The organism is Gordonia sp. OPL2, from assembly GCF_003797825.1.
Taxonomy (GTDB): Bacteria; Actinomycetota; Actinomycetes; order Mycobacteriales; family Mycobacteriaceae; genus Gordonia.
The window spans coordinates 98,218-120,989 of sequence record NZ_RKME01000006.1 but is presented as its reverse complement, the minus strand read 5'-3'; the positions used below and the strand labels follow the sequence as shown (position 1 = coordinate 120,989).

At 67.8% G+C, this 22,772-nt stretch carries 17 protein-coding genes; 4 read left to right on the top strand and 13 right to left on the bottom strand.

Features of this window, described 5'->3' with window-relative positions; all coding sequences use genetic code 11:
• Nucleotides 1-5 precede the first annotated feature (5 nt).
• The 3 genes from EEB19_RS08610 to EEB19_RS08600 form a co-directional block, all read right to left on the bottom strand.
• Nucleotides 6-1,445 (bottom strand): S1C family serine protease, encoded by a 1,440-nt coding sequence (locus EEB19_RS08610; protein ID WP_187585142.1) that lies wholly within the window; start codon nucleotides 1,443-1,445, stop codon nucleotides 6-8.
• Between the two features lie 203 nt (nucleotides 1,446-1,648).
• Nucleotides 1,649-3,067: a HAMP domain-containing sensor histidine kinase gene (locus EEB19_RS08605; protein WP_187585404.1), complete on the bottom strand. Its 1,419-nt coding sequence runs from the start codon at nucleotides 3,065-3,067 to the stop codon at nucleotides 1,649-1,651.
• Between the two features lie 86 nt (nucleotides 3,068-3,153).
• On the bottom strand, nucleotides 3,154-3,840 hold the full coding sequence (locus tag EEB19_RS08600) for a response regulator transcription factor (protein WP_187585140.1): 687 nt from the start codon (nucleotides 3,838-3,840) through the stop codon (nucleotides 3,154-3,156).
• Nucleotides 3,841-3,966: 126 nt separating this feature from the next.
• Between EEB19_RS08600 and EEB19_RS08595 the strand changes: the two genes are divergently transcribed.
• Together EEB19_RS08595 and EEB19_RS08590 are read left to right on the top strand one after the other, a co-directional pair.
• Nucleotides 3,967-4,479, top strand: a complete 513-nt coding sequence (locus tag EEB19_RS08595; RefSeq protein ID WP_187585138.1) for a hypothetical protein — start codon at nucleotides 3,967-3,969, stop codon at nucleotides 4,477-4,479.
• A gap of 75 nt (nucleotides 4,480-4,554) precedes the next feature.
• Nucleotides 4,555-8,691, top strand: a complete 4,137-nt coding sequence (locus EEB19_RS08590; protein WP_187585136.1) for a bifunctional nitrate reductase/sulfite reductase flavoprotein subunit alpha — start codon at nucleotides 4,555-4,557, stop codon at nucleotides 8,689-8,691.
• A 136-nt stretch (nucleotides 8,692-8,827) separates the two neighbouring features.
• On the opposite strand, the gene EEB19_RS08585 is transcribed toward EEB19_RS08590, so the two are convergent.
• The 6 genes from EEB19_RS08585 to EEB19_RS08560 all read right to left on the bottom strand — a co-directional run bounded on the left by EEB19_RS08585 (nucleotide 8,828) and on the right by EEB19_RS08560 (nucleotide 15,186).
• Complete coding sequence (locus tag EEB19_RS08585; RefSeq protein ID WP_187585134.1) at nucleotides 8,828-9,136, bottom strand: GIY-YIG nuclease family protein; 309 nt, start codon at nucleotides 9,134-9,136, stop codon at nucleotides 8,828-8,830.
• Nucleotides 9,137-9,309: 173 nt separating this feature from the next.
• The gene (locus EEB19_RS08580) at nucleotides 9,310-9,627 is read right to left on the bottom strand and encodes a Rieske (2Fe-2S) protein (protein ID WP_187585132.1); all 318 of its coding nucleotides are present in this window, start codon (nucleotides 9,625-9,627) and stop codon (nucleotides 9,310-9,312) included.
• Nucleotides 9,624-12,104 (bottom strand): nitrite reductase large subunit NirB, encoded by a 2,481-nt coding sequence (nirB, locus tag EEB19_RS08575; RefSeq protein ID WP_187585129.1) that lies wholly within the window; start codon nucleotides 12,102-12,104, stop codon nucleotides 9,624-9,626. The genes EEB19_RS08580 and nirB overlap by 4 nt, the downstream gene beginning before the upstream one ends.
• A complete protein-coding gene (locus EEB19_RS08570; RefSeq protein ID WP_187585127.1) occupies nucleotides 12,104-12,451 on the bottom strand; it encodes a molybdopterin oxidoreductase in 348 nt (115 codons plus the stop codon). The genes nirB and EEB19_RS08570 overlap by 1 nt, the downstream gene beginning before the upstream one ends.
• Before the next feature lie 276 nt (nucleotides 12,452-12,727).
• Nucleotides 12,728-14,302: a 4Fe-4S binding protein gene (locus tag EEB19_RS08565; protein ID WP_187585125.1), complete on the bottom strand. Its 1,575-nt coding sequence runs from the start codon at nucleotides 14,300-14,302 to the stop codon at nucleotides 12,728-12,730.
• A complete protein-coding gene (locus EEB19_RS08560; RefSeq protein ID WP_262365533.1) occupies nucleotides 14,302-15,186 on the bottom strand; it encodes a diiron oxygenase in 885 nt (294 codons plus the stop codon). Before EEB19_RS08560 ends, EEB19_RS08565 begins: the two co-directional genes overlap by 1 nt.
• A gap of 262 nt (nucleotides 15,187-15,448) precedes the next feature.
• On the opposite strand from EEB19_RS08560, the gene EEB19_RS08555 reads away from it, so the two are divergent.
• Nucleotides 15,449-16,219 carry an SDR family oxidoreductase gene (locus EEB19_RS08555; RefSeq protein WP_187585123.1) on the top strand — a complete coding sequence of 257 codons (771 nt, stop codon included), beginning with the start codon at nucleotides 15,449-15,451 and terminating at the stop codon, nucleotides 16,217-16,219.
• 44 nt (nucleotides 16,220-16,263) lie between these two features.
• On the opposite strand, the gene EEB19_RS08550 is transcribed toward EEB19_RS08555, so the two are convergent.
• From EEB19_RS08550 to EEB19_RS08540, 3 genes are read right to left on the bottom strand one after another with little or no spacing between them, the layout of a single operon-like run.
• On the bottom strand, nucleotides 16,264-17,676 hold the full coding sequence (locus tag EEB19_RS08550; protein WP_262365525.1) for a glycosyltransferase: 1,413 nt from the start codon (nucleotides 17,674-17,676) through the stop codon (nucleotides 16,264-16,266).
• Between the two features lie 3 nt (nucleotides 17,677-17,679).
• Nucleotides 17,680-19,026: a hypothetical protein gene (locus EEB19_RS08545; protein WP_187585121.1), complete on the bottom strand. Its 1,347-nt coding sequence runs from the start codon at nucleotides 19,024-19,026 to the stop codon at nucleotides 17,680-17,682.
• 8 nt (nucleotides 19,027-19,034) lie between these two features.
• The gene (locus tag EEB19_RS08540; protein ID WP_262365524.1) at nucleotides 19,035-20,456 is read right to left on the bottom strand and encodes a hypothetical protein; all 1,422 of its coding nucleotides are present in this window, start codon (nucleotides 20,454-20,456) and stop codon (nucleotides 19,035-19,037) included.
• Between the two features lie 116 nt (nucleotides 20,457-20,572).
• On the opposite strand from EEB19_RS08540, the gene EEB19_RS08535 reads away from it, so the two are divergent.
• Nucleotides 20,573-21,847 (top strand): glycosyltransferase, encoded by a 1,275-nt coding sequence (locus EEB19_RS08535; protein ID WP_262365523.1) that lies wholly within the window; start codon nucleotides 20,573-20,575, stop codon nucleotides 21,845-21,847.
• A gap of 8 nt (nucleotides 21,848-21,855) precedes the next feature.
• Here the strand turns inward: EEB19_RS08535 and EEB19_RS08530 are convergent, their stop codons facing one another.
• Nucleotides 21,856-22,767 (bottom strand): glycosyltransferase family 2 protein, encoded by a 912-nt coding sequence (locus EEB19_RS08530; protein WP_187585394.1) that lies wholly within the window; start codon nucleotides 22,765-22,767, stop codon nucleotides 21,856-21,858.
• Nucleotides 22,768-22,772: the final 5 nt, after the last annotated feature.

The window sequence follows — 22,772 nt, the reverse complement described above, 5'->3', positions numbered from 1 at the left end:
TGCAACTAACCGACCTGGAGGGTTTCCAACGTGACCTGAGCGGTCCGCGTCTGCCCGCCGGCCACGTATGTGATGGTGACGGTATCGCCCGGCGCGTGGGACCGGACCGCGGCCACGAGTGCATCGCCGGTGGCGATGGTCCGGTCGTCGACCTTGGTCACCACGGCCCCCTGCGGGATGCCCGCCTTGGCGGCAGGTCCGCTGGCCGTCACGTCGGAGATGTAGGCACCCGGCTGATCGACCTCGGTGTTGGCGCGCACCGAGACCCCCAGCCCGGCCTGCGTCGCCTTCCCGGTCTGCTCGAGCTCCCGGGCCACCCGGATCGCCTGATCGATCGGGATGGCGAAGCCCAGACCGATGCTGCCGCCCTGCTGCTCGGCGGAGGCTCCCAGCGTCGCGATCGCCGTGTTGACCCCGATCAGGGCACCGCGCGCGTTGACCAGTGCACCGCCGGAGTTGCCCGGGTTGATCGCGGCGTCGGTCTGGATGGCGTCGATCACCGACGTCGTCCCCGATTCACGGGACGTGGAGACCGGACGATTGAGCGCGCTGATGATGCCGGTGGTCACCGTGCCCTCGAGACCCAGCGGCGCACCGATCGCGATGACGTCCTGCCCGACGGCCAGGTTCTTCGACGTTCCCACGTTCATCGGTGTGAGGCCGGTCTTCTCGACCTTGATCACGGCGATGTCCGACACCGGGTCGGCTCCCAGCAGTCGCGCGGGGGCGCGTGACCCGTCGGAGAAGATCACCAGCACCTGGCTGGCCCGCGCCGACCCCGCCTCGGACACGACGTGGTTGTTGGTCATGATCACGCCGTCCGCGGACAGCACCACTCCCGAACCGCCGCCCTCGGCGTTGCCCGACCGGACGATGATCGACACGACCGACGGCAACACGCTCGCCGCGACCTCCTGGACCGATCCCGCGGGCGCCTGCACCTGCCCCTGCGAGTCGCTGGTGGGGTCACCACCGAGCGGGCCGTTGTGCGCCGACGACGACGAATCGTCGTCGATGACCTGCGCGCCGACGACGCCGCCGACCGCCCCGGCCACGAGTGCCAGGACGACCGCACCGACGATGAGAGCCGTCTTCAGCCCGCCGGACCTCTTCTTCTGCGGCCCCGGGCCGTACACCGGCCCGCCACCGGTCGGCCCACCGGGACCGGCCTGGCCCACCGGATAGGGCGACTGCGCCGGAAAGGGCGCCGACGCAGGCGGGCCGTAGGGGTCGGCGTAGCGCTGGGTGGACGCCGCGTGGTGGCCATAGGTGTTCGCGTCCGACGAACCGGGACCCGGCGCGTACGGACTCTGCCCGGGGTTCTGGCCGGGGTTCTGGCCGGCAGTCCCGCCGTACCCGGGCGTTCCGTACTGTCCGGGAGCGCCGTAGGGATTCTGACCCGGGCCGGCGCCGTACGGATCGCCCTGCGAACCGCCACTCGTCATGTCGTCTTCCTTAGCTCTCACCGTCGCCTGTCCGGCGAATGTCCCGACTGCTGCCGCGGCCGACACGACCGGGGCGGCCACAACTGCTGATGAACAACCCTAGTGTCCTGCCCTCGGCCGCGATGACCGAAGTCGCGGTCCGAGTACTCCGGCGGTGTTCGCCGAGGTGCGACCCAGCCGATCCGGTCACGGGCCTGCTCACACTATTGACGAACGACCTGCGGCGAAGGTTCCTCGGGTGCGGGACTCCCCGGCAATGTCATTCGGATGAGTGCCCCACCGAGCTCCGAGTGTTCGGCGCGGACCTGGCCGCCGTGCCGCGACACCACCTGCCGCACGATGGCCAGGCCGAGACCCGACCCGGGCATCGAACGCGACTGCGTCGACCGATAAAACCGTTCGAACACCAACTCGCGGTCCTCGTCCGGAATGCCCGGGCCCGCATCGGCAACGGTGAGTTCGGCGGTCGTCGCATCGATCTGGGCGAGCCGCACCAGCACCGGACGGCCCCGAGGACTCCACTTCGCCGCGTTGTCGAGCACGTTGAGCACAGCGCGGTTCAGACCGTGCTCCTCTCCGAAGACGAACCACGGGGTGAGGTTGGTGTGGAAGTCGACATCGCTGCGGCGGCGACGGACCCGCTCGAGCGATCGCGTGATCACCTCGGTCAGGTCCACCTCCTCGTGCACGACGGCAGGCGCGTCCTCGCGGGCGAGGTCGACGAGATCACCCACCAGCGTGGACAATTCCTCGATCTGTGCCATCACATCGGATCGCAGCTCGACCATGTCCTGCACCGGCATCGCCGGCGCGCCCGGCTCACTCGCCGCGATCAGCAACTCCAGATTCGTCCGCAACGACGTCAGCGGTGTCCGTAGTTCGTGGCCGGCGTCGGCGACAAGGCGTGACTGTCGGTCCCGAGACTCCGCGAGACCGGCCAGCATGGTGTTGAAACTCTCGGTGAGACGCGCGAGCTCGTCGTTGCCGGTCACCGGAATGGGCGTGAGATCCTGCGTACGCGCGACCCTTTCAGCGGCCCGGGTGAGTCTGCCGACGGGGCGCAGTCCGGCGCGGGCGACCGTGGTGCCGGCAAGCGCGGCCAGCGCGACACCGCCGCCACCGACGACCAACAGGACCCACGCCAACCGTTTGAGCACCCGGTCGGTGTGTAACAGGCTCTGCGCCAGGACAAGTGTGTTGCCGTCGTCGAGTTTGCGCGCCAGCACACGCTGATTGTGGATCGTACGCAGACTCTGGTTGACGCTGCCCGGGCGATAGGTGGACCGCGCGATGCTGCGTTCGGAGTCCTCGAACGGGACCTCACCGATGAGGTAGCTGCGCCCGTCGGGCCGCACCAATGCCAGGGAGATGTTCGTGGAGAACACCGTACCGGTGACAAGGGACTCGGGGCGCTCGTTGAGCAGACCGGTGCGCGCCAGCGCGGTCATGCCGTCAGCGCGACTCTCCAGTTGTGAGTCGACCTCGTTGTACATCGCCCGATAGACGACGAAATATGCGGCGGCGGCCATCAGACTCACCGAGACAAGGACGACCGTCGCGGACAGCAGGGTGACGCGGGTCTTCAGGGACACCGCCCGCGTCAGCGGCATCGGGGCGCGCATCTCGGTGATCTCGTCGCGCCGACGACGCAGGAACCCACGCCGCGGCGACGACGGTGTCGGCGCGGCCCCCGGAGTGTCGGCGGGCACTAGGGCGGGGTCTCCCGCAGCACATAGCCGACACCACGGACGGTGTGGATCAACCGGGACTCACCGTCGGCCTCCGTCTTGCGTCGCAGATAGCCCACGTAGACCTCGAGAGCGTTCCCGGACGTCGGGAAGTCGTAGCCCCAGACCTCTTCCAGGATGCGACTGCGCGAGAGGACGCGGCGCGGATTGGCCATCAGCATCTCCAGCAGCGCGAACTCGGTGCGGGTGAGACTGATGCTGCGCTCACCGCGGGACACGTCGCGGGTCACCGGGTCGAGCGTGAGGTCGGCGAAGGTCAGCGCCTCCGACTCCGCGGCATCGTCGGGTGCGGCTCGCCGCAGCAGCGCCCGCAGGCGGGCGAGCAGCTCTTCGAGGGCGAAGGGCTTGGGCAGGTAGTCGTCGGCTCCCGCGTCGAGTCCGGACACCCGCTCGGACACCGAGTCGCGCGCGGTGAGCACGAGAATCGGCAGGTCATCGCCTGCGGACCGCAGTCGCCGGCACACCTCCAGACCGTCCAGCCGCGGCATCATCACGTCGAGGATCGCCATGTCGGGCCGCTCGGCCACGATCTTCTCGAGGGCCTCGAGGCCGTCGGCCGCGGTGTCGACCGAGTACCCGTTGAAGGTCAGCGACCGGCGAAGCGACTCACGGACCGCCCGATCGTCGTCGACCACAAGGATGCGCATGCCTACAGTCTTATCGTGAACTGCTGAGATGTGTCTGAGGACGACCAGTGTGTCTCGAGGACATCTGCGCAGGTGCGCGCGGTGCGACCGATCCCGTCCGGTGCGCCGGTGACGTACCATTCGCCGGTGATCACCTCGCGCCATCGGCTCCTCCGCGCAGTCCTGACCGCCGGCGTCGCCGGGGCCGCCGTCGCGGTGTGCCTCGTCCCGCCGGCCGCGTCCGCCACGCCGACTCCGTGTACTACCGGACGTCAGCTGGCGGCGGCCGACGCGTATCTGACCGCTCTCGGCGATCGCACCAAGGCGTCGGACGTGCCCTTCGCTCGCGACGCCGTCCGGTTCGAGAACGGCCTGCAGACGGGGTTCTCGGGCGATCAGATGCGCCGTGACCTCGACCTGCACATCCAGTATTCGGTGATGACAGCACCGGTGGTGACATCGCGGGCGGCCGATCCGCGTGATCCCGATGTGCTCCGCTACCGGTTCATCGTCCCGGTCGTGATCGGCGGCGCACACATCGTCGACGCCCCCACCGACGAGACCTTCCGGATCCCCCGGTCGACCTGCCGGATCAGCCGCATCGACGCGCAGATCTCCATCACGCCACCGGCCAACGGTCCGCGCACAACGGTCGGGTGAGGCTGTGAGGCCAAGTTGACGGTCGCGTAACTGGACGCTTCGCATCAGGAAACACACCCGCCGCACGCTGGGAGCGTGAAGTCCCTCGACGTCATCCATTCGCTGTGCGCCTATTGCGGCGTGGGGTGCGGCATGGACCTGACCGTCGATGCCGGCGGCCAGGTCGTCAAGACCACCGGCCGCAAGGACCATCCGACCAACTTCGGTCGTCTGTGCACCAAGGGGTCGACGACGGTCGACATGCTCGCGGGCGGCGGCCGGCTCCTGACCCCGATGATCCGGACGGAGCGGGGTGCACCCGCGCAGCCGGCGGACATGGACGACGTCATCGCCGACACCGCGCACCGCCTGCGTGGCATCGTCGACGAGCACGGTCCGGACGCGGTTGCCCTGTACGTCTCGGGCCAGATGTCGATGGAGGCCCAGTACCTCACGAACAAACTCGCCAAGGGATTCATCGGGACGAATCAGATCGAGTCGAACTCGCGACTGTGCATGGCCAGTGCCGGGACGGGCTACAAACAGTCGCTCGGCGCCGACGGGCCGCCCGGCTCATACCAGGACTTCGACCACGCCGACGTCTTCTTCGTCATCGGATCGAACATCGCCGACTGCCATCCGATCCTGCATCTGCGGATGATGGACCGCATCAAGGCCGGCGCCAAGCTCATCGTCGTCGACCCACGCCGGACCACCACCGCCGAGAAGGCAGACCTCTTCCTGCAGATCAAACCCGGCACCGACCTCGCCCTGCTCAACGGGCTGCTCCATCTGCTCGTCACCGGAGGCCACACCGACGAGGACTTCATCGACGCCCACACCGACGGCTTCGAGCAGATGCCGGAGTTCGCCGCGCAGTATCCGCCCGAGCTCGTCGCGGACATCACCGGCATCCCGGTCGCCGACATCCGCCGCGCCGCCGACCTCATCGGGACGGCGGACAACTGGATGAGTTGCTGGACCATGGGACTGAACCAGTCGACGCATGGCACCTGGAACACCAACGCACTCATCAATCTCCACCTGGCGACCGGGGCGATCTGCCGGACGGGCAGCGGACCGTTCTCGCTGACCGGTCAACCGAACGCCATGGGCGGACGCGAGATGGGTTACATGGGACCGGGTCTCCCCGGCCAGCGTGCCGTGCTCTCCGACGACGATCGCGCGTTCGTCGAGGAGAAGTGGGATGTCGAGCCGGGAACGCTGCGCACCGACGTCGGGGGCGGCACGATCGACATGTTCCGCCGGATGGCCGACGGTGAGATCAGGGCGTGCTGGATCATCTGTACCAATCCGGTTGCCTCCGTGGCCAATCGGTCGACTGTCATCGAGGGTCTGGAGCGCGCCGACCTGGTCATCACCCAGGATGCGTTCGCAGACACCGAGACCAACGCCTACGCCGACGTCGCCCTGCCCGCCGCGCTGTGGACCGAGTCGAGTGGCACCATGGTGAACTCCGAGCGCAACGTCACCCTGTTCGAACCCGCACACGAAGCACCCGGCCAGGCGATGCCGGACTGGGAGATCATCGCGCGGATCGCCTGCGCGATGGGCTACGCCGAGGCCTTCACCTACTCGAGTGCCGAGGAGATCTTCGACGAGATCCGCGAGTTCGCCAATCCACGAACGGGATACGACCTGCGCGGGATCAGCTACGACGGTCTGCGTCGCACGCCGATGCAGTGGCCGTGCCCACCTGACACGCAGGCCACCGACGGTCGACACCCCATCCGCTATCTCAATGACGGGGTGAGCCAGACCCTCTTCCGGCGGGAGGACGGCACGGTTCCCGACCTCGCCTTCGCGACGCCGAATCGACGGGCCCAGTTCTTCGCCCGCCCGCACGTCGAGCCCGCGGAGATGCCCGACGACGACTACCCCATCCTCCTCAACACCGGGCGTCTCCCCCACCAGTGGCACACGATGACCAAGACGGGCCGCGTCGCCAAGCTGAACAAGCTCAACCCGGGTCCGTTCGTCGAGATCCACCCGCTCGATGCCGATCGCCTCGGCATCGGCGAGCGCGACAGCGTCGAGGTGGCATCACGCCGTGGCCGGGCCGTTCTGCCGGCGTCGGTGAGCGATCGTGTGCGTCCCGGCAACTGCTTCGTGCCGTTCCACTGGAACGACGTCTTCGGCGAGCACCTCACCATCAACGCCGTCACGTCGGACGCCGTCGACGCACTGTCACAACAGCCGGAGTTCAAGGTGTGTGCGGTCACCCTCACGCGCGTCGCCGCCGCCGAGACTCCGACGCCACCCGAGACGTCCTCGGCGGCATCACCATCCGTGCTGTCGGCGTCCGAGGGAGCCGAGGTGGAACTCCTCGCCGGCGTGCTCGGCGTCAGCGATGTCGCGGCACCGATCCCGACCGACGACGAGAAGCTCTATCTCGCCGGCCTCGTCGGCGGCCTCCGCGCCCACCCTCCTGCCGGCACCGCACCGACCGTGCCCGCGGACGCGCCGCTGTCGGCGCCGACCCGTCTATGGGTGACAGGCCTTCTGCACGGCATGTTCTCCCGTGTTCCGGTCGGCGCGAACGCGACCCCGGGTGGCGGGTCGTCGCAGACCGGGTCCGTGACCGTGCTGTGGGCGTCGCAGATGGGCAACGCCGAGGACTTCGCGGCCCAGTGCGCCGAACGAGTCGCCGGAACCGGCCTACGGGTCACCGCCGCCCCGATGGATGATTCGCATCCGGGCACACTCGGCGACCACGACGCGGTTCTGTTCGTCACGTCGACGACCGGCGACGGCGATCCGCCGGACAACGGCACCGCGTTCTGGGACGCGCTCAACTCCGACGATGCGCCTGATCTGTCCGGTGTGCGGTACGCGGTTCTGGCGCTGGGCGATTCGAGCTACGACGACTTCTGCGGTCACGGCCGCAAGCTCGACACGCGCATCGGGGAACTCGGCGGCGAGCGCCTTCTCGACCGGGTCGACTGTGAACCGGAGTTCGAGGATGCGGCGGGCAGTTGGCTCGAGTCGGTCGTCGGCGCGCTCGGCAACGTCGACGCAGCGGATCCGATCGGCGACAACCGATCGCCCGTGTCCGTCGTCGAGCGGTCCGCTCCCGCACCGTCGGCCACCCCGACCTACTCTCGGAAGAATCCGTTCGTCACTTCGCTGGCGAGGAATGTGCGACTGAACGGTTCCGGCTCGGCGAAGGACGTCCGCAACGTCGGATTCCATCTGCCCGCGGAATCGTTGAGCTACAAGACCGGCGACGCCCTCGGGGTGTGGCCGCGCAACAACCCGGCGCTCATCGACGAGTGGTTGTCGGTGACCGGACTCCGGGGCGACGAGGTCGTCGACCTGCCCGATGCCGGCGAGATGACCCTGCGGCGCGCTCTTCGCGAACGGCTCGAGTTCTCCAAGGTGGGCGCCGATCTGGTGCGCTTCGTCGCCGACCGGACCGGCGACGACGCGCTGCGGGGCATGACCGCAGCCGGCAACAAGGAGCAGTTCGCGAAGTGGTGTTGGGGACGGCAATCGGTCGATCTGCTGGCCGAGCATCCCGTGCGCGCAACGGCCGCCGACTGGGTCGATGTGATGAAACCACTGGCGCCGCGCTCGTATTCGATCTCGTCGAGCCCACTGTCGAGCCCCGACGAGGTCCACCTCACGGTGTCCGCGGTGCGTTACAACGTCCACGGGACACCTCGCGGGGGCGTGTGTTCGACGTTCCTGGCCGATCACGCCGACGGCGAGGACATCGGCATCTTCGTCAACTCCACCAACCACTTCCGGCCACCGGCCGACCCAGATGCCCCGATGGTGATGATCGGTCCCGGGACCGGCATCGCCCCGTTCCGGGCGTTCCTGCACGAACGCCGCGAGCTGGGCCATACCGGTCCGAACTGGCTGTTCTTCGGTGAGCAATACGCCGCAACCGATTTCTACTATCGCGAGGAACTGACCTCGATGCTCGCCGACGGCCTGCTCACCCGTCTCGACGTCGCCTTCTCCCGCGACCAGGAGTCGAAGATCTATGTGCAGGACCGGATGCGTGAGCACGGCGAGGAGTTGTACCGGTGGTTGCACGACGGCGCGCACATCTACGTGTGCGGTGACGCGTCGCGAATGGCCAAGGATGTCGACTCGGCGTTGAAAGGTGTGGTCGCCCAACACGGGAAGCTCGCACCCAGCAGCGCGGAGGGCTACGTCAAAGCCCTCGCCGCCGACAAGCGGTATGTGCGGGACGTGTACTGACGGCGCTCACGGGCACGGAGCGACCTCGCGTGCGGGGCCCGATCCCTGAGGAGCGAGCTCGCGAGCGTCACGAAGGGTCCCCCGAGGAGCGAGCTTGCGAGCGTGACCCGGTCCCTGAGGAGCGAGCTTGCGAGCGTCACGAAGGGTCCCCCGAGTCCCGAGACGTCCCGTCCTGTGCCCGACTGGCCAGTGACCTCAGCAGTCCGATATCTCCGTCGACGAGTGCGCGCTTCTTCTGTCGAGACCAGCCGTGAATACGACGTTCTATGGCGTAGGCGTCGGCGATGTTGTCGAACTCCGCATTCCAGAGAAGCTTCACCGGCCGCCGGGTGGACGTGAACCCGATACGAGCGGTGGCGTGCTGTTCCAGCCGTAACTCGAGATCGCGTGTGCTACCGACGTAGTAGGCGCCGTCCGCGCACTCAAGAAGATAGACAAATGCCATGTACCGATCATCGGGCAGCCCACGACTGAGATAACCCCGTCAGCGCGATCTGTGCACAAGCCGCGAAGTTTCGATGCCACTGGGAAAGAAGACCCTTCGTGACGCTCGCAAGCTCGCTCCTCAGGGACCGGGTGGACCTACCCGCGCGCTGCGGTGTCACCTGGGACACCACCTCACACCCACACCACGATCTGACCGTCGCGGTCCTCCACCCGGTACACACCGACCGACCCGATCTCGCCGGAAGTGCACCCGCCGTCGGTGAACCGGAACGCGTATTGGTGTAGTGGGCACACGATCTGGCCGAGATCGAACTGGCCGTCGGCGAGAGGACCGCCCCTGTGCGGACACACCGCGTCGGTCGCGCGCAGGGTGCCGTCGGTCATCCGGAACACCGCGATCTGCTTTCCGTCGACCGCGTAGGCACGTCCCTCCGCCGGCAACAGATCCTCCATCGGCCCCACGACAACGCCTGCGTCGACACGGGTCATCGGACCGGCACCTTCGGCAGCGGGAGCAGCGGAAGCGAGGACGTGAACTGTGCGGGCGACCTCGGCTCCTCGCGGTCGAGCCACGGATCGGTGTAACCGGCCACCGCTTCGTCGATCCGTTCTTGAAGCCCGGCGACGAGACCGTCACGATCGTCGACGAGGATCGCGCGCAGTTCCTCGATACCCACCCGCGGCACCCAGGCGTAGGTACGTTCGAGCCACTTGGCCTGCTCGCGGTAGTACTGGATGAAGATGCCGCACAACCGGATCACCTCGGCCGGCGAGTCGGCCGTGGCCAGCAGGTCGCCTTTGCGAATATGCGCGCCGGCGGCCCCTCCGACGTAGATCTCCCAGCGACCGTCGCCGACAGCGACCACACCGAAGTCCTTGCACAGCGCCTCGGCACAGTTACGTGGACACCCGGTCACCGCGAGCTTCAGCTTGGCGGGTGACTCCAGACCCTGATACCGCGTCTCGATGTCGATGCCCAACGAGGTCGAATCCCCGAGTCCGAAACGGCAGTAGTCGGTTCCGACACAGGTCTTCACGGTCCGGAACGACTTGCCGTAGGCGTATCCCGACGGCATGTCGAGATCCTTCCAGACCTTCGGTAGGTCCTCTTTCCGGACGCCCAGCAGATCGATCCGTTGGCCGCCGGTCGCCTTGATCATCGGGATGTCGTATTTCTCCGCGACATCGGCGATCCGACGAAGCTGCTGCGGAGAGGTCACCCCGCCCTTCATCTGTGGCACCACCGAGAAGGTCCCGTCACGCTGGATGTTCGCGTGGACGCGGTCGTTGACGAACAACGCTCCCGGCTCCCGCTGCCAGTCCTGCCCCCAGATCACCCGCAGGAGCGACGACAACGGCATCTTCGCCGACGCATCCTCGCCCTCGGGCGCGAGCGCCGCGAACACGTCCGTCACCGACCGCAGGTTCTGACGTCGGATGGCATCGATGAGTTCCGGTTTGGTCAGTGGGATCGCCGGGACATACCACTCGGCGGACCGGTCCTCGGTCAGCGAGTCCCCGGCCGCGAACTCGACGATGTCGCCGACGAGCTGTTTGCAGGAGCCACACCCCTTCCCTGCCCTCGTCTTCGCACACACCTCGCTGACACTGGTGCATCCACCCTGCACGCACGCGACGATGTCGCCCTTGGTGACCCCGTTGCAGTTGCACACCTGAACGTCGTCGGCGAGTTCCGCGGCCCCCGTCTCCGCGGACGGCGTACCCATGTCGAACAGCATCGAGATCCGTTCGTCGGGCAGCGCCACCTTCTCGTCGAACGCCTGGGTGAGGAAGTTGGCCTTGGAGATGTCGCCGAGGAGCATCGCCCCGATCAGCTTGTTGTCCCGGACGACGACGCTCTTGTAGACCCCGCTGCGGGGTTCATAGAACTGGACGAACTCGTCGTCGTCGCGCTCCGGCCCCTTGACCCCCATCGCGGCGACGTCGACACCGGCCACCTTCAGTTTCGTCGTCAGGCGTGAACCGTGATACTCCGCACGGGGATTCGCGCCGGTCACCACGTCCGCCAGGACGACAGCCTGCTCCCACAGCGGTGCCACGAGTCCGTACACCTCGCTGCGATGCTGGGCGCACTCCCCCACGGCGAAGATGAAACCCTCGTCTTCGCATCGCATCTGGTCGTCGACGACGATCCCACGCTCGACGACGAGTCCGGCACCACGCGCCAACTCGACGTTCGGTCGGATACCCGCCGTCACGACGATCATGTCCGCCGGCAACGACTCGCCGTCGGCGAACCCGACGCCGGCAACCGCACCGTCGTGGTTGCGCACCACCGCGGTCGTCCGCTTGCCGGTGTGCACGCCGACTCCGAGTTCCTCGATCTTGTTGCGCAACACCTTTCCGCCGCGCTCGTCGAGTTGCTGGTTCATCAGATGTCCCGGCGAGTGCACGACGTCGACATCGACGCCCTGGGTCTTCAAACCGTAGGCGGCCTCCAACCCGAGGAGTCCGCCGCCGATCACGACGGCACGCACCCCGTCCCGCGCGCTTGCCATCTGCAGCATCCCGTTGGTGTCGGCGATGGTGCGGAATCCGAACACCCCACGCGCGAGCCGACCGTCGGATTCGCGGAGCCCGTCCATGTTGGGGAAGAAGGTGTTCGAGCCGGTCGCGATGATGAGGGTGTCGAAGTCGATCGTCCGACCGCTCGCGCAGGTCACGGTCTTGGCGAATCGGTCGATCGCCTCCGCGCTGTCGCCGGCGTAGAGGGTCACCCCGTTCTCCCGATACCACGCCATCGGATTCAGCATCAGGTCGTCGTCGTCGAGCGACGACTCGCCGGAGAGCACGTGGCTCAGCATGATCCGGTTGTAGTTGCCGTACGGTTCGTCGCCGATCATCGTGACGTCGAACAGATCCGCACCGCCACGGGCCAGGATCTCCTCGACGGTCCGCGCCCCGGCCATCCCGTTGCCGACGACGACGAGCTTGCGTCGCCCCATCAGAAGACGACCATCCCGAAGTCGATGACCACCTCACCGGCGGCGCCCTCCGGGGCGGCGAGTACCAACTCCAGCGTCGAATCGGGGTCCACGTCCTCGACCACCCGCAGCGGCACATTCACCGACGCCTTCGCACCCATCGGGAACACCCGCATCGGCCGGCCGTCGCGGGTGAGCGTGACATAGATGAGGTCGTCACAGCTGTTGCCGCCCCGGAAGTAGAGGGGTTGCGCGGTGAGTCCGGGCGGGACCACGAAGGTCAACGACGGATCGATCGGTGCCGGCTTGGTCAGGCCGGTACCGGTGAACGCGAAGACGCCTTGCAGGAACCGCGGAGTGCTGGACATGACGCCACTATCCGTGGCGCTCGTGAAATACGACTTGCCTCGGTGTTACGGGCGCGTTGTCAGGGCCTCACCGCGTCGACGACGCCGCGAGAGCCCGGTCCCGGGCCAGAAGAAGAGAACGGCCCGAGGCGATACCGACGCCGAAGGTCAACACCTCGAGACGGACGCTGACACGAGCGTCACGCCTCCGCACGGGATGACTGGATTATCCAGACATCTGCTGCGGAGCGGTGACACTCATGTCGGTTGTGTACCCGACACCGACAGCCGCGGCACTCAGCGCCGACGACGGCCTGCTGCGCCGACCATCTCCGAGACCTCGGTGTACTTCACGCGGGGTCGTCCCTGCACGACGCCGCGACGGCGCTCGCTCGCATCGATCGCTCGGACACCGCGGTAGCCGATCACGTGGCGACTCCGCCTGCGCAGCAAGGTGGTGAACTCTCGCGCAGTCCGGACGGTCCGCGTGAGACGACCGGCGGCGGCATCGCGGATGAAGTCCTCGACCGTCGCCTCGGCGCAGATCTTGTTGGCGCCGATGCCGCCGCTGGGGCCGCGCTTCGCCCAACCGAGCACGTAGGCACCGGGCTCGATCTCTCCGTCGGCGTCGAGCATTCTGCCCTCGACGTTCGGGAAGACGCCGCGGTCATGGTCGAACGGGAGGCCGCCGATCGGGGTCGAGCGGTAACCGATCGAGCGCACCATCAGATCCGTGCTGATCGTGTGCCGGGTCTCCCTGGTGCGCACCGCGACACCTTCGACGTGATCGCCACCGATGATCTCCTCGGGAGAGCTGTGGAACAGGAACACGATTCGCCGATTCGTGGGATCCGCGGGTCCACTGAGATCCGGCAGCTCACCGGACGGGTCATCGTGCACGACGACCTCGACACCCGGGATCGTCGACAGAGCACGGTATTCGGCCGATGTGTAGGCCGCGTTCGCCTGGTCGCGCCGGCCCAGCAGCACCACCTCGTGCACGTTCTGCTGCTCGAGGATGCGCAGGGCGCGGTCCGCGATGTCGGTGGTGGCCAGCATCTCCGGTGGGGAGACGAGGATGCGCGCGACGTCGAGCGCGACGTTCCCGGTGCCGACGATGACCGCTCGACCGGTTCCGTCGGACACCAGCGGCGGCGCCTCGACTCCCGGAACCGCGTTGTACCAGGCCACCAGCTCGGTCGCCGACGTCGACTCCGGCAGGTCCTCGCCCGGGATGCCCAGCCGCCGTGACTCACTCGCGCCGACGGCGTAGAACACGGCGTCGAAGTGCTCGGCCAGTTCGGCCGGCGTGATCTGACCCGGCTCGGTGCCGACCTCGACGTTGGTGGCCATGGTCACCCGGGGGTCCCGGTACAGCAGATCGAATCCACGCAGGACACCCTTGGTCCCCGGATGATCGGGCGCGACCCCGGCACGGACCAGACCGCCCGGCGTCGGCAGCTTGTCGACGACCGTGACCTGGGCCTCGGTGCGATCGAGGATCATCCGCAGGGCGTACCCGCCCGACGGCCCCGTTCCGACGAGCGCGACGCGCAGTCCTGCAGGGAGTTTCGGGATCTCCGGGTACTCGACCTGCTTCCATCCCGAGGTGATGTCGCTGTTGTTCTTGTAGAAGTCCGCGTTGATGTCGATGAACACCTTGTCGCGGGTGCCCAGCTTGTCGGCGGGATAGATCGCGTCCACCGGGCACGCGTCCGCGCAGGCGCCGCAGTCGATGCAGGCCTCCGGGTCGATGTGCAGGATGTCGGACGAACCGAAACCGCGCTCCTCCGGTGTCGGATGGATGCAGTTGACCGGACACACGGACACGCATGCTGCGTCGCTGCAGCAGGACTGGGTGATGACGAACATCAGAGCATGTTCGCTTTCCGGTAGTAGTGCATCGCCGGACGGGTCAGCAGACCGACCTCGTCGAGGAACTCCATCAGGTGCGCGCAACTGCTGCGGATCATCGACTGGAAGTGCGAGTTCGAGTTCATCTCGGCGACAGCACGATCCGCATCGAGACCGGCATCGGCGAAGGCCTTCTTCTGGACCAGGCTGGTCACGATGAAGTAGGCGCCGAGCGACACATACAGGGCACTGAACTGACGCCGGGCCCAGCCCACGCCCTCCATCGACTCGCGAACCTCCTCGCGCGCGAACTTCATGTGGCGCGACTCCTCGAGCACGTGGATCTCGTTGACGGTGCGGATGAACGGGAGCACCCGGTCGTCGCGCATGCAGCCGCGCTGGAAGACGTCGAGCACCTCTTCGGCGACGAGGATGCCGGCGTAGGCGACCTCGTTCTTGGCCGTGCGCTTGAAGAGCTTGCCCAGACGTCCGACCGCCTTGGTGGGCTTGTAGGACGTGCCGACCATCTTCTGCGACGCCTTGGCGAACATGATGGAGTGGCGGCACTCGTCGGCGACCTCGGTGAGCGCGAACTGGAACTCCGGGTCGTGATAGGCGCCGAGGTACTGGTCGCGGATGACCATCTCCTGCAGGATCATCTCGAACCAGATGCCGATGTTCATGATCGAGGCGAACTCGTGACGGGTCACCGAGATGCGCTGCTCCTCGGTGAGTTCGTCCCAGTACGCCGTCCCGTAGAGCGAGGACCACTCCGGGCTGCACCCGTACTTGGTCGGGTCCATCGGTTCCGACCAGTCGATCTCGGTCATCGCGTTGCGGGAGAGCCGGGCGGCCGAGGCGAGGAGACGTTCGGAGACCTCGTTGGCCCCCTGGTCACGCATGCTGACCACGTTGTCGCGGTGCGCGGCGTCGGCACCGTCGCGCCCGGCTCCGTCTCCCGGTGTACGTTCCATCGCTACGGTCATCGCAATCGACCTCCCGGGTCGTCGGTGAACATCTGTTCTTTCATGACAATGAGCACTGTTATGACAATGCGTGTTGTCAAGATAGCATCGCCGTGTGAGCCAGTAAACAGCTTCGGCCTATACTGGCCGGTAACTTAGCGGTGGAATGCCCCCGAGCTGGGCAAAGGCAGGAGAGCACATGTCATCGATCTTCATTTCCGGCGGCGCGGCGGGCATCGGACTGGCAACCGCCGAGCGGTTCTCCCGCGAAGGCTGGACGGTCGGCGTCTACGACGTGTCGGCGGATGCCCTGTCGAAGGTGAAGGCGAATCACCCCGAGTGGATCGTCGGCGAACTCGACGTCCGCGACGACAAGCAGTGGGCCGACGCGCTCGCCGACTTCACCTCGCAGACCGGCGGTCGACTCGATGTGCTCGACAACAACGCGGGCATCCTCGTCGAGGGGCCGTTGCACGAGATCTCGGCGGACGCTGTGCGACGCCAGATCGAGATCGACGCACTCGGTGTCGCGTTGGGTGCGCAGGCCGCCTACCCCTATCTCAAGGCGACGCCGGGCGCTCATCTGGTCAACATCGCCTCGGCGTCGGCGATCTACGGCCAGCCCGGCATCGCCACCTACAGCGCGACCAAGTTCTTCGTCGGCGGCCTGACCGAGGCGCTGGAGCTCGAATGGGAGCACGACGACATCCGGGTCGTCGGCATCTGGCCGCTCTGGGCCAAGACCGCGCTCGCGGACAACGACGCCAAGTCGACCAAGACCCTCGGCGTGCGGATCACCCCGGAACAGGTGGCGGAGAAGGTGTGGGAATCGGTTCACCCGACGCGCCAGGACAAACTCCTGCATCGCACCAGTTACTCGGTGGGCGCACAGACACTGGTGCTCGGCAACGCGGCGAAGTTCATCCCCAACTTCCTCAACCGAGCGGTCAACAAACTCATCGCCCAGTAGTTCTCCCGGTAGCTCGGCAACCGGTCAGCGACTTCCGGTGGCCGTCACCCATCCATCGGCGGCCGGCACACGCCCACGCGGTCCTCGACGATGTCGGCTGCGGCGCCGACCGACCGGTCCGGTGGTGTCATCCGCGCGGCGATGTCGGCTGCCGCCGATCGCACCGACATCGTCAGGATCGATCCGAGGGCGACGTACGCACCCTCCTCGGTCACCGCCGACATCCGTGTCGCCGCACCGACGCCCAACGCCCGTACGCGGTGGGCCCACAGCGGCTGATCGGCGGTGACCGCGCAGATCATCGTCGGCAGACCTGCCCGTAAGGTCGCCGCCGTCGTACCCGCACCTCCGTGGTGGACGGCTGCCGCGCAGTGCGGCAACACCGAGGCATGGTCGACGGCCCCGACGACGAGGATCCCGTCGTCGTCGGTCTCCGGTCGGTGTTCTCCCGCAATCAGGCAGCGCTGCCCGAGTCGCCGCGCGGCCCGCGTGACACAGTGCAGCGCGGCATCGCGGGCCGGAGACGCCATGCTGCCGAACGTGATGAACACCGGCGCCTCGCCCGCTGCCAGCCACGCGGCGAGATCTGCACTGTCAGCGTCGATCTCGTCGAGTCGTCGGCGGTTCTCCGGCGGCAGGTCGAGGAAGCCGACGATCGGCTTGGTCGGCCCCCACTCGCCGGACAGGCCGTCGAACAGGACGTCATCGAATGCCTGGATCTGGCAGATGCCACGCTCGGCGAGGCGACGAGGCAGTGGCCCCCGCTCGGCGGACAGGCCGAGGCGTCGTCGAAAAACGTTCTCGTTCCAGCCGGTCACGGCCCACGTGATGCGGTCGGCGATCCGCCACGTGCGTCGCTTCGCCGAAGGCGACCACCGCGCCGTCGCCGCGGGAAGCGCACCGACGACCCCGTTCTCCGACATCGGCCCGTGGCGCAGCACGACCATCTCCACCCCGAGTCGGTCGGCGAGGGCGAGTCCGCGGTCCTGGCACAGTGGGGCCACCACCAGGCCGTCGACGTCGGCGAGCGGTGCGTCGTCGCCGAGGAACGCCTCGACGAGGGCGTCGTCGAACGCGGTGAAGCCCGAGCGGACCGTCGAGATCATGAACCGCCACCTGGACAACGGGTTACGCCGGTTCGCAGCGATCGCCTCCTCCGACGACCACGCACCGCGCTCGTCGAGCCCGATCGGGATGACATGGTCGACGCCCACGTCGACGGCGAGGGCAGTCAGGTTCGGGGGCGCGAGGACGGTGACGCGGCGACCGCGGCGCTGCAACTCCAGGGCCAGACAGACTCCGGGCTGGATGTCACCGCGACTGCCGTACAACACGATCGCGACGTGACCGCCCGCCGATGCCGACGGTCCGTCCGACGACGCCGGCGACACCGTGGACTCGGACAGCATGGATTCGGACCGCATGGACTCGGACCGCATGGATTCAGAAACCGTCATCTCTCACCAGAATCCGTGGTCGAGGCCCCACCCGGCCAGTTCGTCGTCGATCAGTTTGCGCAGAAGGTCGGTGTCACCGAAATGATCAGGATGGATGCCGAAGAACGTCACCGTGATCCGGTCGCCGTACTCCACCGCCCAGGCGGCGAGCGCCGGCCCCTGTCGGCGCCGACGATCCGCCGGCATGCCCTGCATGATCGCGCGGATGCCGAACGACGATGCCACCGACCCGCCGATCTCCAACGACTCCCGCGGTGCGACACCGAGATTCGAGACGGTGGTGTCCGGCCCCGGGATCGATGCCATCATCTTCGCGACCAGTCGTCGCGGGAGCAACCGGACGATGGGCGCCAGGTTGTCCGCGGTCTGATCGGCGCCTGACTCCGTGTAGTCGATGAATGCCCGTTTGCTGAGTGCCCGTATTCCGTCGAGACGTGTCGCCGGTTCGACCGGTTCGGACAATCGGATCCATACGCCCCCGGACGCGTTTGCCCGATCATCCGGATCGCCGGTGCGCTTGTCCACCGCGATGCAGACACGGAGATCCCCCGGAATGGGGAGTCCGGATCGTTGCACGATTCCGGCCAGCAGTGCGGTGAACAGGCTGTTGGCGGTCCCGTTGTGCTCACGTGCGCATGTGTGCCAGGCGTGTCGGTCGATGTCGACGATGGCGAGCGTGGTGTCGGGCCCGCCCTGCGGAGAGGAGGTCGGGGTCGACGGACTCGTCGTCTGAGCGGCGGGCCGCGTCCCGCTGCGGGCCTGTCGGAGAAGTTTGCGCGCGGAGGAGGCGGCGGCGGCGAGTTGCCGTCCACCGTCGACGATGTCCTCCCGAAGCGCATGAGCACCGCGCACTGCGTCCGCGGCGGGCAGCGACGCCCGGGCCCCGGAGTGCGCCGCGGCCAACGCGCGATAGACCCCCTGACCGTCGGCGATCATGTGCGACAACAACAACGAGACGATTCGTCGGCCATCGGCGGTTGTAGCCGACTCCAGACGCCAGCCCGCCCCGTCCACCGGCCGCAGATCCGCCGCCCGCAGCCGCTCGTCGGCCCACGACCCGACCTCGTCGTCGCCGATCCGGCTGGTCTCGACCACCGCGGGCGGGACGGGCGAGGTCACCCAGCGATGCCGGGCGGCCGGAATCCGGGTTCGTCGGACGGCACGATTGAGCGGACCGACGGCCAGCGCATCACGCAGTGAGACCACGGCCTGCTCGCCCGGATCGTCGTCGAAGACCCAGAGGAACTGGATCGGTGCACTCATCCCGAGCAGGTCCTCGGCCAACAGGTAGGACTCGTCGGCACCGCTCACCCTGGGCGGCGCGAAGGTCATTCGCCTGGTCGTCGTCATCGTTCACCTCACCAGATCTCGTACGGTAGACCCCAGCCGGACAGTTCGTCGGCGAGCACGGTCGCCAGCGTGTGATCGGAGTCGAATCGTGTCTCATCGCAACCGAACACGGACATGGTGACCGTGTCGTCGGTCCGCACGAGCCAGGACTGCACCCCGTCGCCGAACCGGTGTGGGGCGGCAGGGTCGACCCCCTGAGCGACGCCACGGAACGCGAATCTCGATGCCGCGACACCGTCGAGCTGCAGGGCCTGCGGCGGAACGTCACCCACGTTGGACACCATCGCGTCGGGCATACCCGAACCCGCGGTCGCGGCGCTCACCAGCCATGACGACGGAAGCAGCCACACCATCGCCTGCAGGTGCGCGACGGCGGGCCGACGGCCCGATGCGAGTCGCGCGTAGGCCGACTTGCACGACGCCCGGATCGCGCGGAGATCGCCGCCCGGGGCCGGTCCGTCGGACATCATGATCGACACGCCCGCAGTGGCATTCGACCGCAGATCCCCGGCTCCCCGGCGACGGTCGACGGGCACACCCACCTTGATCGTCTCGCTGGGCAGTGCGTATCCGCTCGATCTCAGCAGTCCCGCGACAACCGCGATGAAGAGGCTGTTGGACGTTCCGTCGCTGTCGGCCGCGGCGCGATCCCACGCCTCGACCGGGACGGCGGCCGTCGCGCGCCGCCACGTGGCGGTAGGGGCCCGCTGTGCCATCGGCGTGCGTGTCGGTCGGTCATCGGGGACGTCGCCGCCGGTGTCCGACCGAACCGCCGAGCGAAGAGCGCGCCCCACACCGCGACCGGCCCCGACGATCTGCCGGAGCGCATCAACCGCATCCGACGTCCACGGGGTGTCGTCGCTGCCCCGGACGTACTGAACTGGTGTGACACCCGGGTCCGCGTCCGGGGTCATGGCAGCAGCGGCCGACCGCACCAGGGTGCGGCCGTCGGCCACGAGGTGCAGCGCACAGAGGGAGACCACCGTGCGGTTGGAGTCGCTGCGCCCCGCACGGAGTCGCCAGCATCGTCCCTGCTCGGGATCGAGCCGGACAGAACCCATCTCGGCAGCAGCCCAGTCGTCCAGCTCGGCGTCGGGGATCGATCGGTCATCCCAGTCGAGGTCGGGACAGCCGACGGCAGGCGCCCACCGTGGTCGGGCACCGGGAATGCGTGGCACCACGACCCTCCGGTGCAGCCGCCCGCGGCCGAGTCGTCGGTTCATCGCCGCGAGCGCCTCGCGGGACACCGGTCCGTCGAAGACCCAGACGAGTTGCAGGACCACGGTCCACCTGAGCGCGCGATGCAGGAACCAATAGGTCGCGTCCTCGTCGGAGAGCCGTACGACGGCTGCACTCGCGCCGGCCGGCAGCGGGCCGGTCTCGACCGGCAACTCCCTGTCGTGGGTCACCACCATTGGACTCGCGGTCATGTGTCCTCCTGAGTTCTGTTGTCCGAGAGTAACTTTGTCCAACCGATCCTTATCTTCTCGACGAGAAGATCGGCTTCGCCTCGCCTACACTGGGCGCCACAGTCGACGAGGGGACGATGATGAGATTGGTGATGGCCTGCAACGGCAGCCGCGGCGACGTCCAGCCCGCGGTGGCCCTGGGCGGTGAACTGGCGTCGCGCGGTCACACCATCACGATGCTGGTTCCATCCGATCTGGTCGGCTTCAGTGCGGCGACCGGGCTGCCGACCGAACCCTATGGTGGAAGCACACGTGAGGTCCTCGATTCGGATCTCGTCCGTGAGCGGATGAAGTCGCGTGATCCGCGCACCCGTCTGCGCGCGGTCACCGAACTCACCGTCCGCGACGGTCGGTTGATGCAACAACAACTCCTCGACGCCACCGAGGGCGCCGACGCGATCATCGCCGGGAGTGCCGGACAAGAACGGGCGCACAATGTCGCCGAGGTGCGACGGGTGCCGCATGTGCCGCTGCACCTGTGCCCGTTGCGCCGCAACGGTTCCACGTCTCTGCTGACGCATCTCGGTCTCGATGTCCCGGCGCCGGTCGCACGTGCGAGTTGGTCGGTGGCCGAACGGATTCTGTGGTGGGCGAGCCGATCCGCGGAGAACGCGCTGCGCGACGACCTCGGCCTGGACACGGTTCGAGCCCCGTTCGCGGCACAGATCGCCGCAACCGGTGTACCGGAGATCCAGGCCTACGACGCCGCGCTGTTTCCTGCGTTGACCGACGAATGGGGTCTCGCCCGACCCCTGGTGGGCTTCTTCACCCTGGCACCCGAGCATCGGGAAGGCGTCGGCGACCGGTCCATCACCGATGTGCTGCCCTGGATCGAGTCCGGACCCGCGCCCGTCTACGTCGGGTTCGGCAGCATGATCCCCGCCGACGCGGACCGACTCGCCGAGGTGTTCTGCACCGCGGCAGACGAACTCGACATCCGGCTGCTGGTGTCGGGTGGCTGGAGCGATTTCATGTCCGGGGTCACCGACGACCGCATCCGCGTGGTCGGCCACGTCGACCACGACACGATCCTGCCCTTGTGCGCCGCCGCCGTCCATCACGGTGGTGCCGGCACGGTGGCCGCCGGGCTGCGAGCGGGCATACCGACGGTGGTCACCTGGGTCGGTGCAGATCAACCGATCTGGGGCGCCGCGATCGCGCGGGCGGGTGTGGGCACCAGCCTTCCGATGTCGCGCGTCGACCGAACGCGTCTCGTCGACGCGCTCGGCTCGGTCGCGGCGGAACAGACGCGTGAGCGCGCCCGCGCGCTGAGCAACGACCTCGTCGAACCGAAGCGTGCGGTCACGGCGGCGGCGGAGGTCGTCGAGCGAGCGGTGTCCAGACGGCGATAGCCGCGAGATCACGGGAGGACGCGATCCGCCAGGCGCGTCCGCACGCGCCGCGCCGACCAGCGTCCGGTGTCGGCGTCGTACAGGCGGATCGCGGTGAGCCGGAGCGCATGGAGCACGGTCAGCGCGGGCACGTAGATCAGCGCGGACCCGGCGGTCAGGGCGTACCGCCGATGCAGCGCGAAGGTCCGCGGCAGAAAGCTCATGTAGGTCACGAACGACGGCAGTGCCGACTGCATACGGCGTGCCGAGACGCCCACCGTCAGTGACGCGAGAAACGCGTTGCGACCGCCGTCCTCACCGACGCACAGCCCCAGGTCGACGTCCTCGAAGATGTCCCGCCGCATGCTGACACGAGAACGTATGCGCTCCCACACGTCTCGTCGAACGATCATGTTCGATCCGTAGAGCACGGGGATCTCGGTGACCACACGGTGCGCCCGTCGTCTCCCGAGTGGATGGATCGTGATCTTCCACCGATCGAAGCGACCCGCCAGCGGCACCCCGTAGGCCTCCCCGCGGCCACACAGCGCAGACCAGTGACCGTCGACGTCCGCGCCGAAGAAGTCCACCACCGTCTGCGCCCAGTCCGGACCGACCCGCGTGTCGGCGTCGATCCGGGCGATCAGTTCGCCGGTCGCTGCGTCCATCCCCGCATTCCTCGCGAACACCAGTCCCTGCCGCGGCTCATGGACGCTCCGCACCTCAGGATGATCGGCCGACACCGCGCCCACGATCGCCATCGAGGTGTCGGTGCAGTTGTTGTCGACGACGATGATCTCCGCGATGTGGTCGATCTGACCCACGAGGCGGGTCAGGCACTCGCCGATGGTGTCCTCCTCGTCGAACACCGGCACGACCACCGACAGTTTCGGGAGTCCGTTGACATCGATGTCACCGGCGTCGGCCCGGCTTGCACTCACAGGGT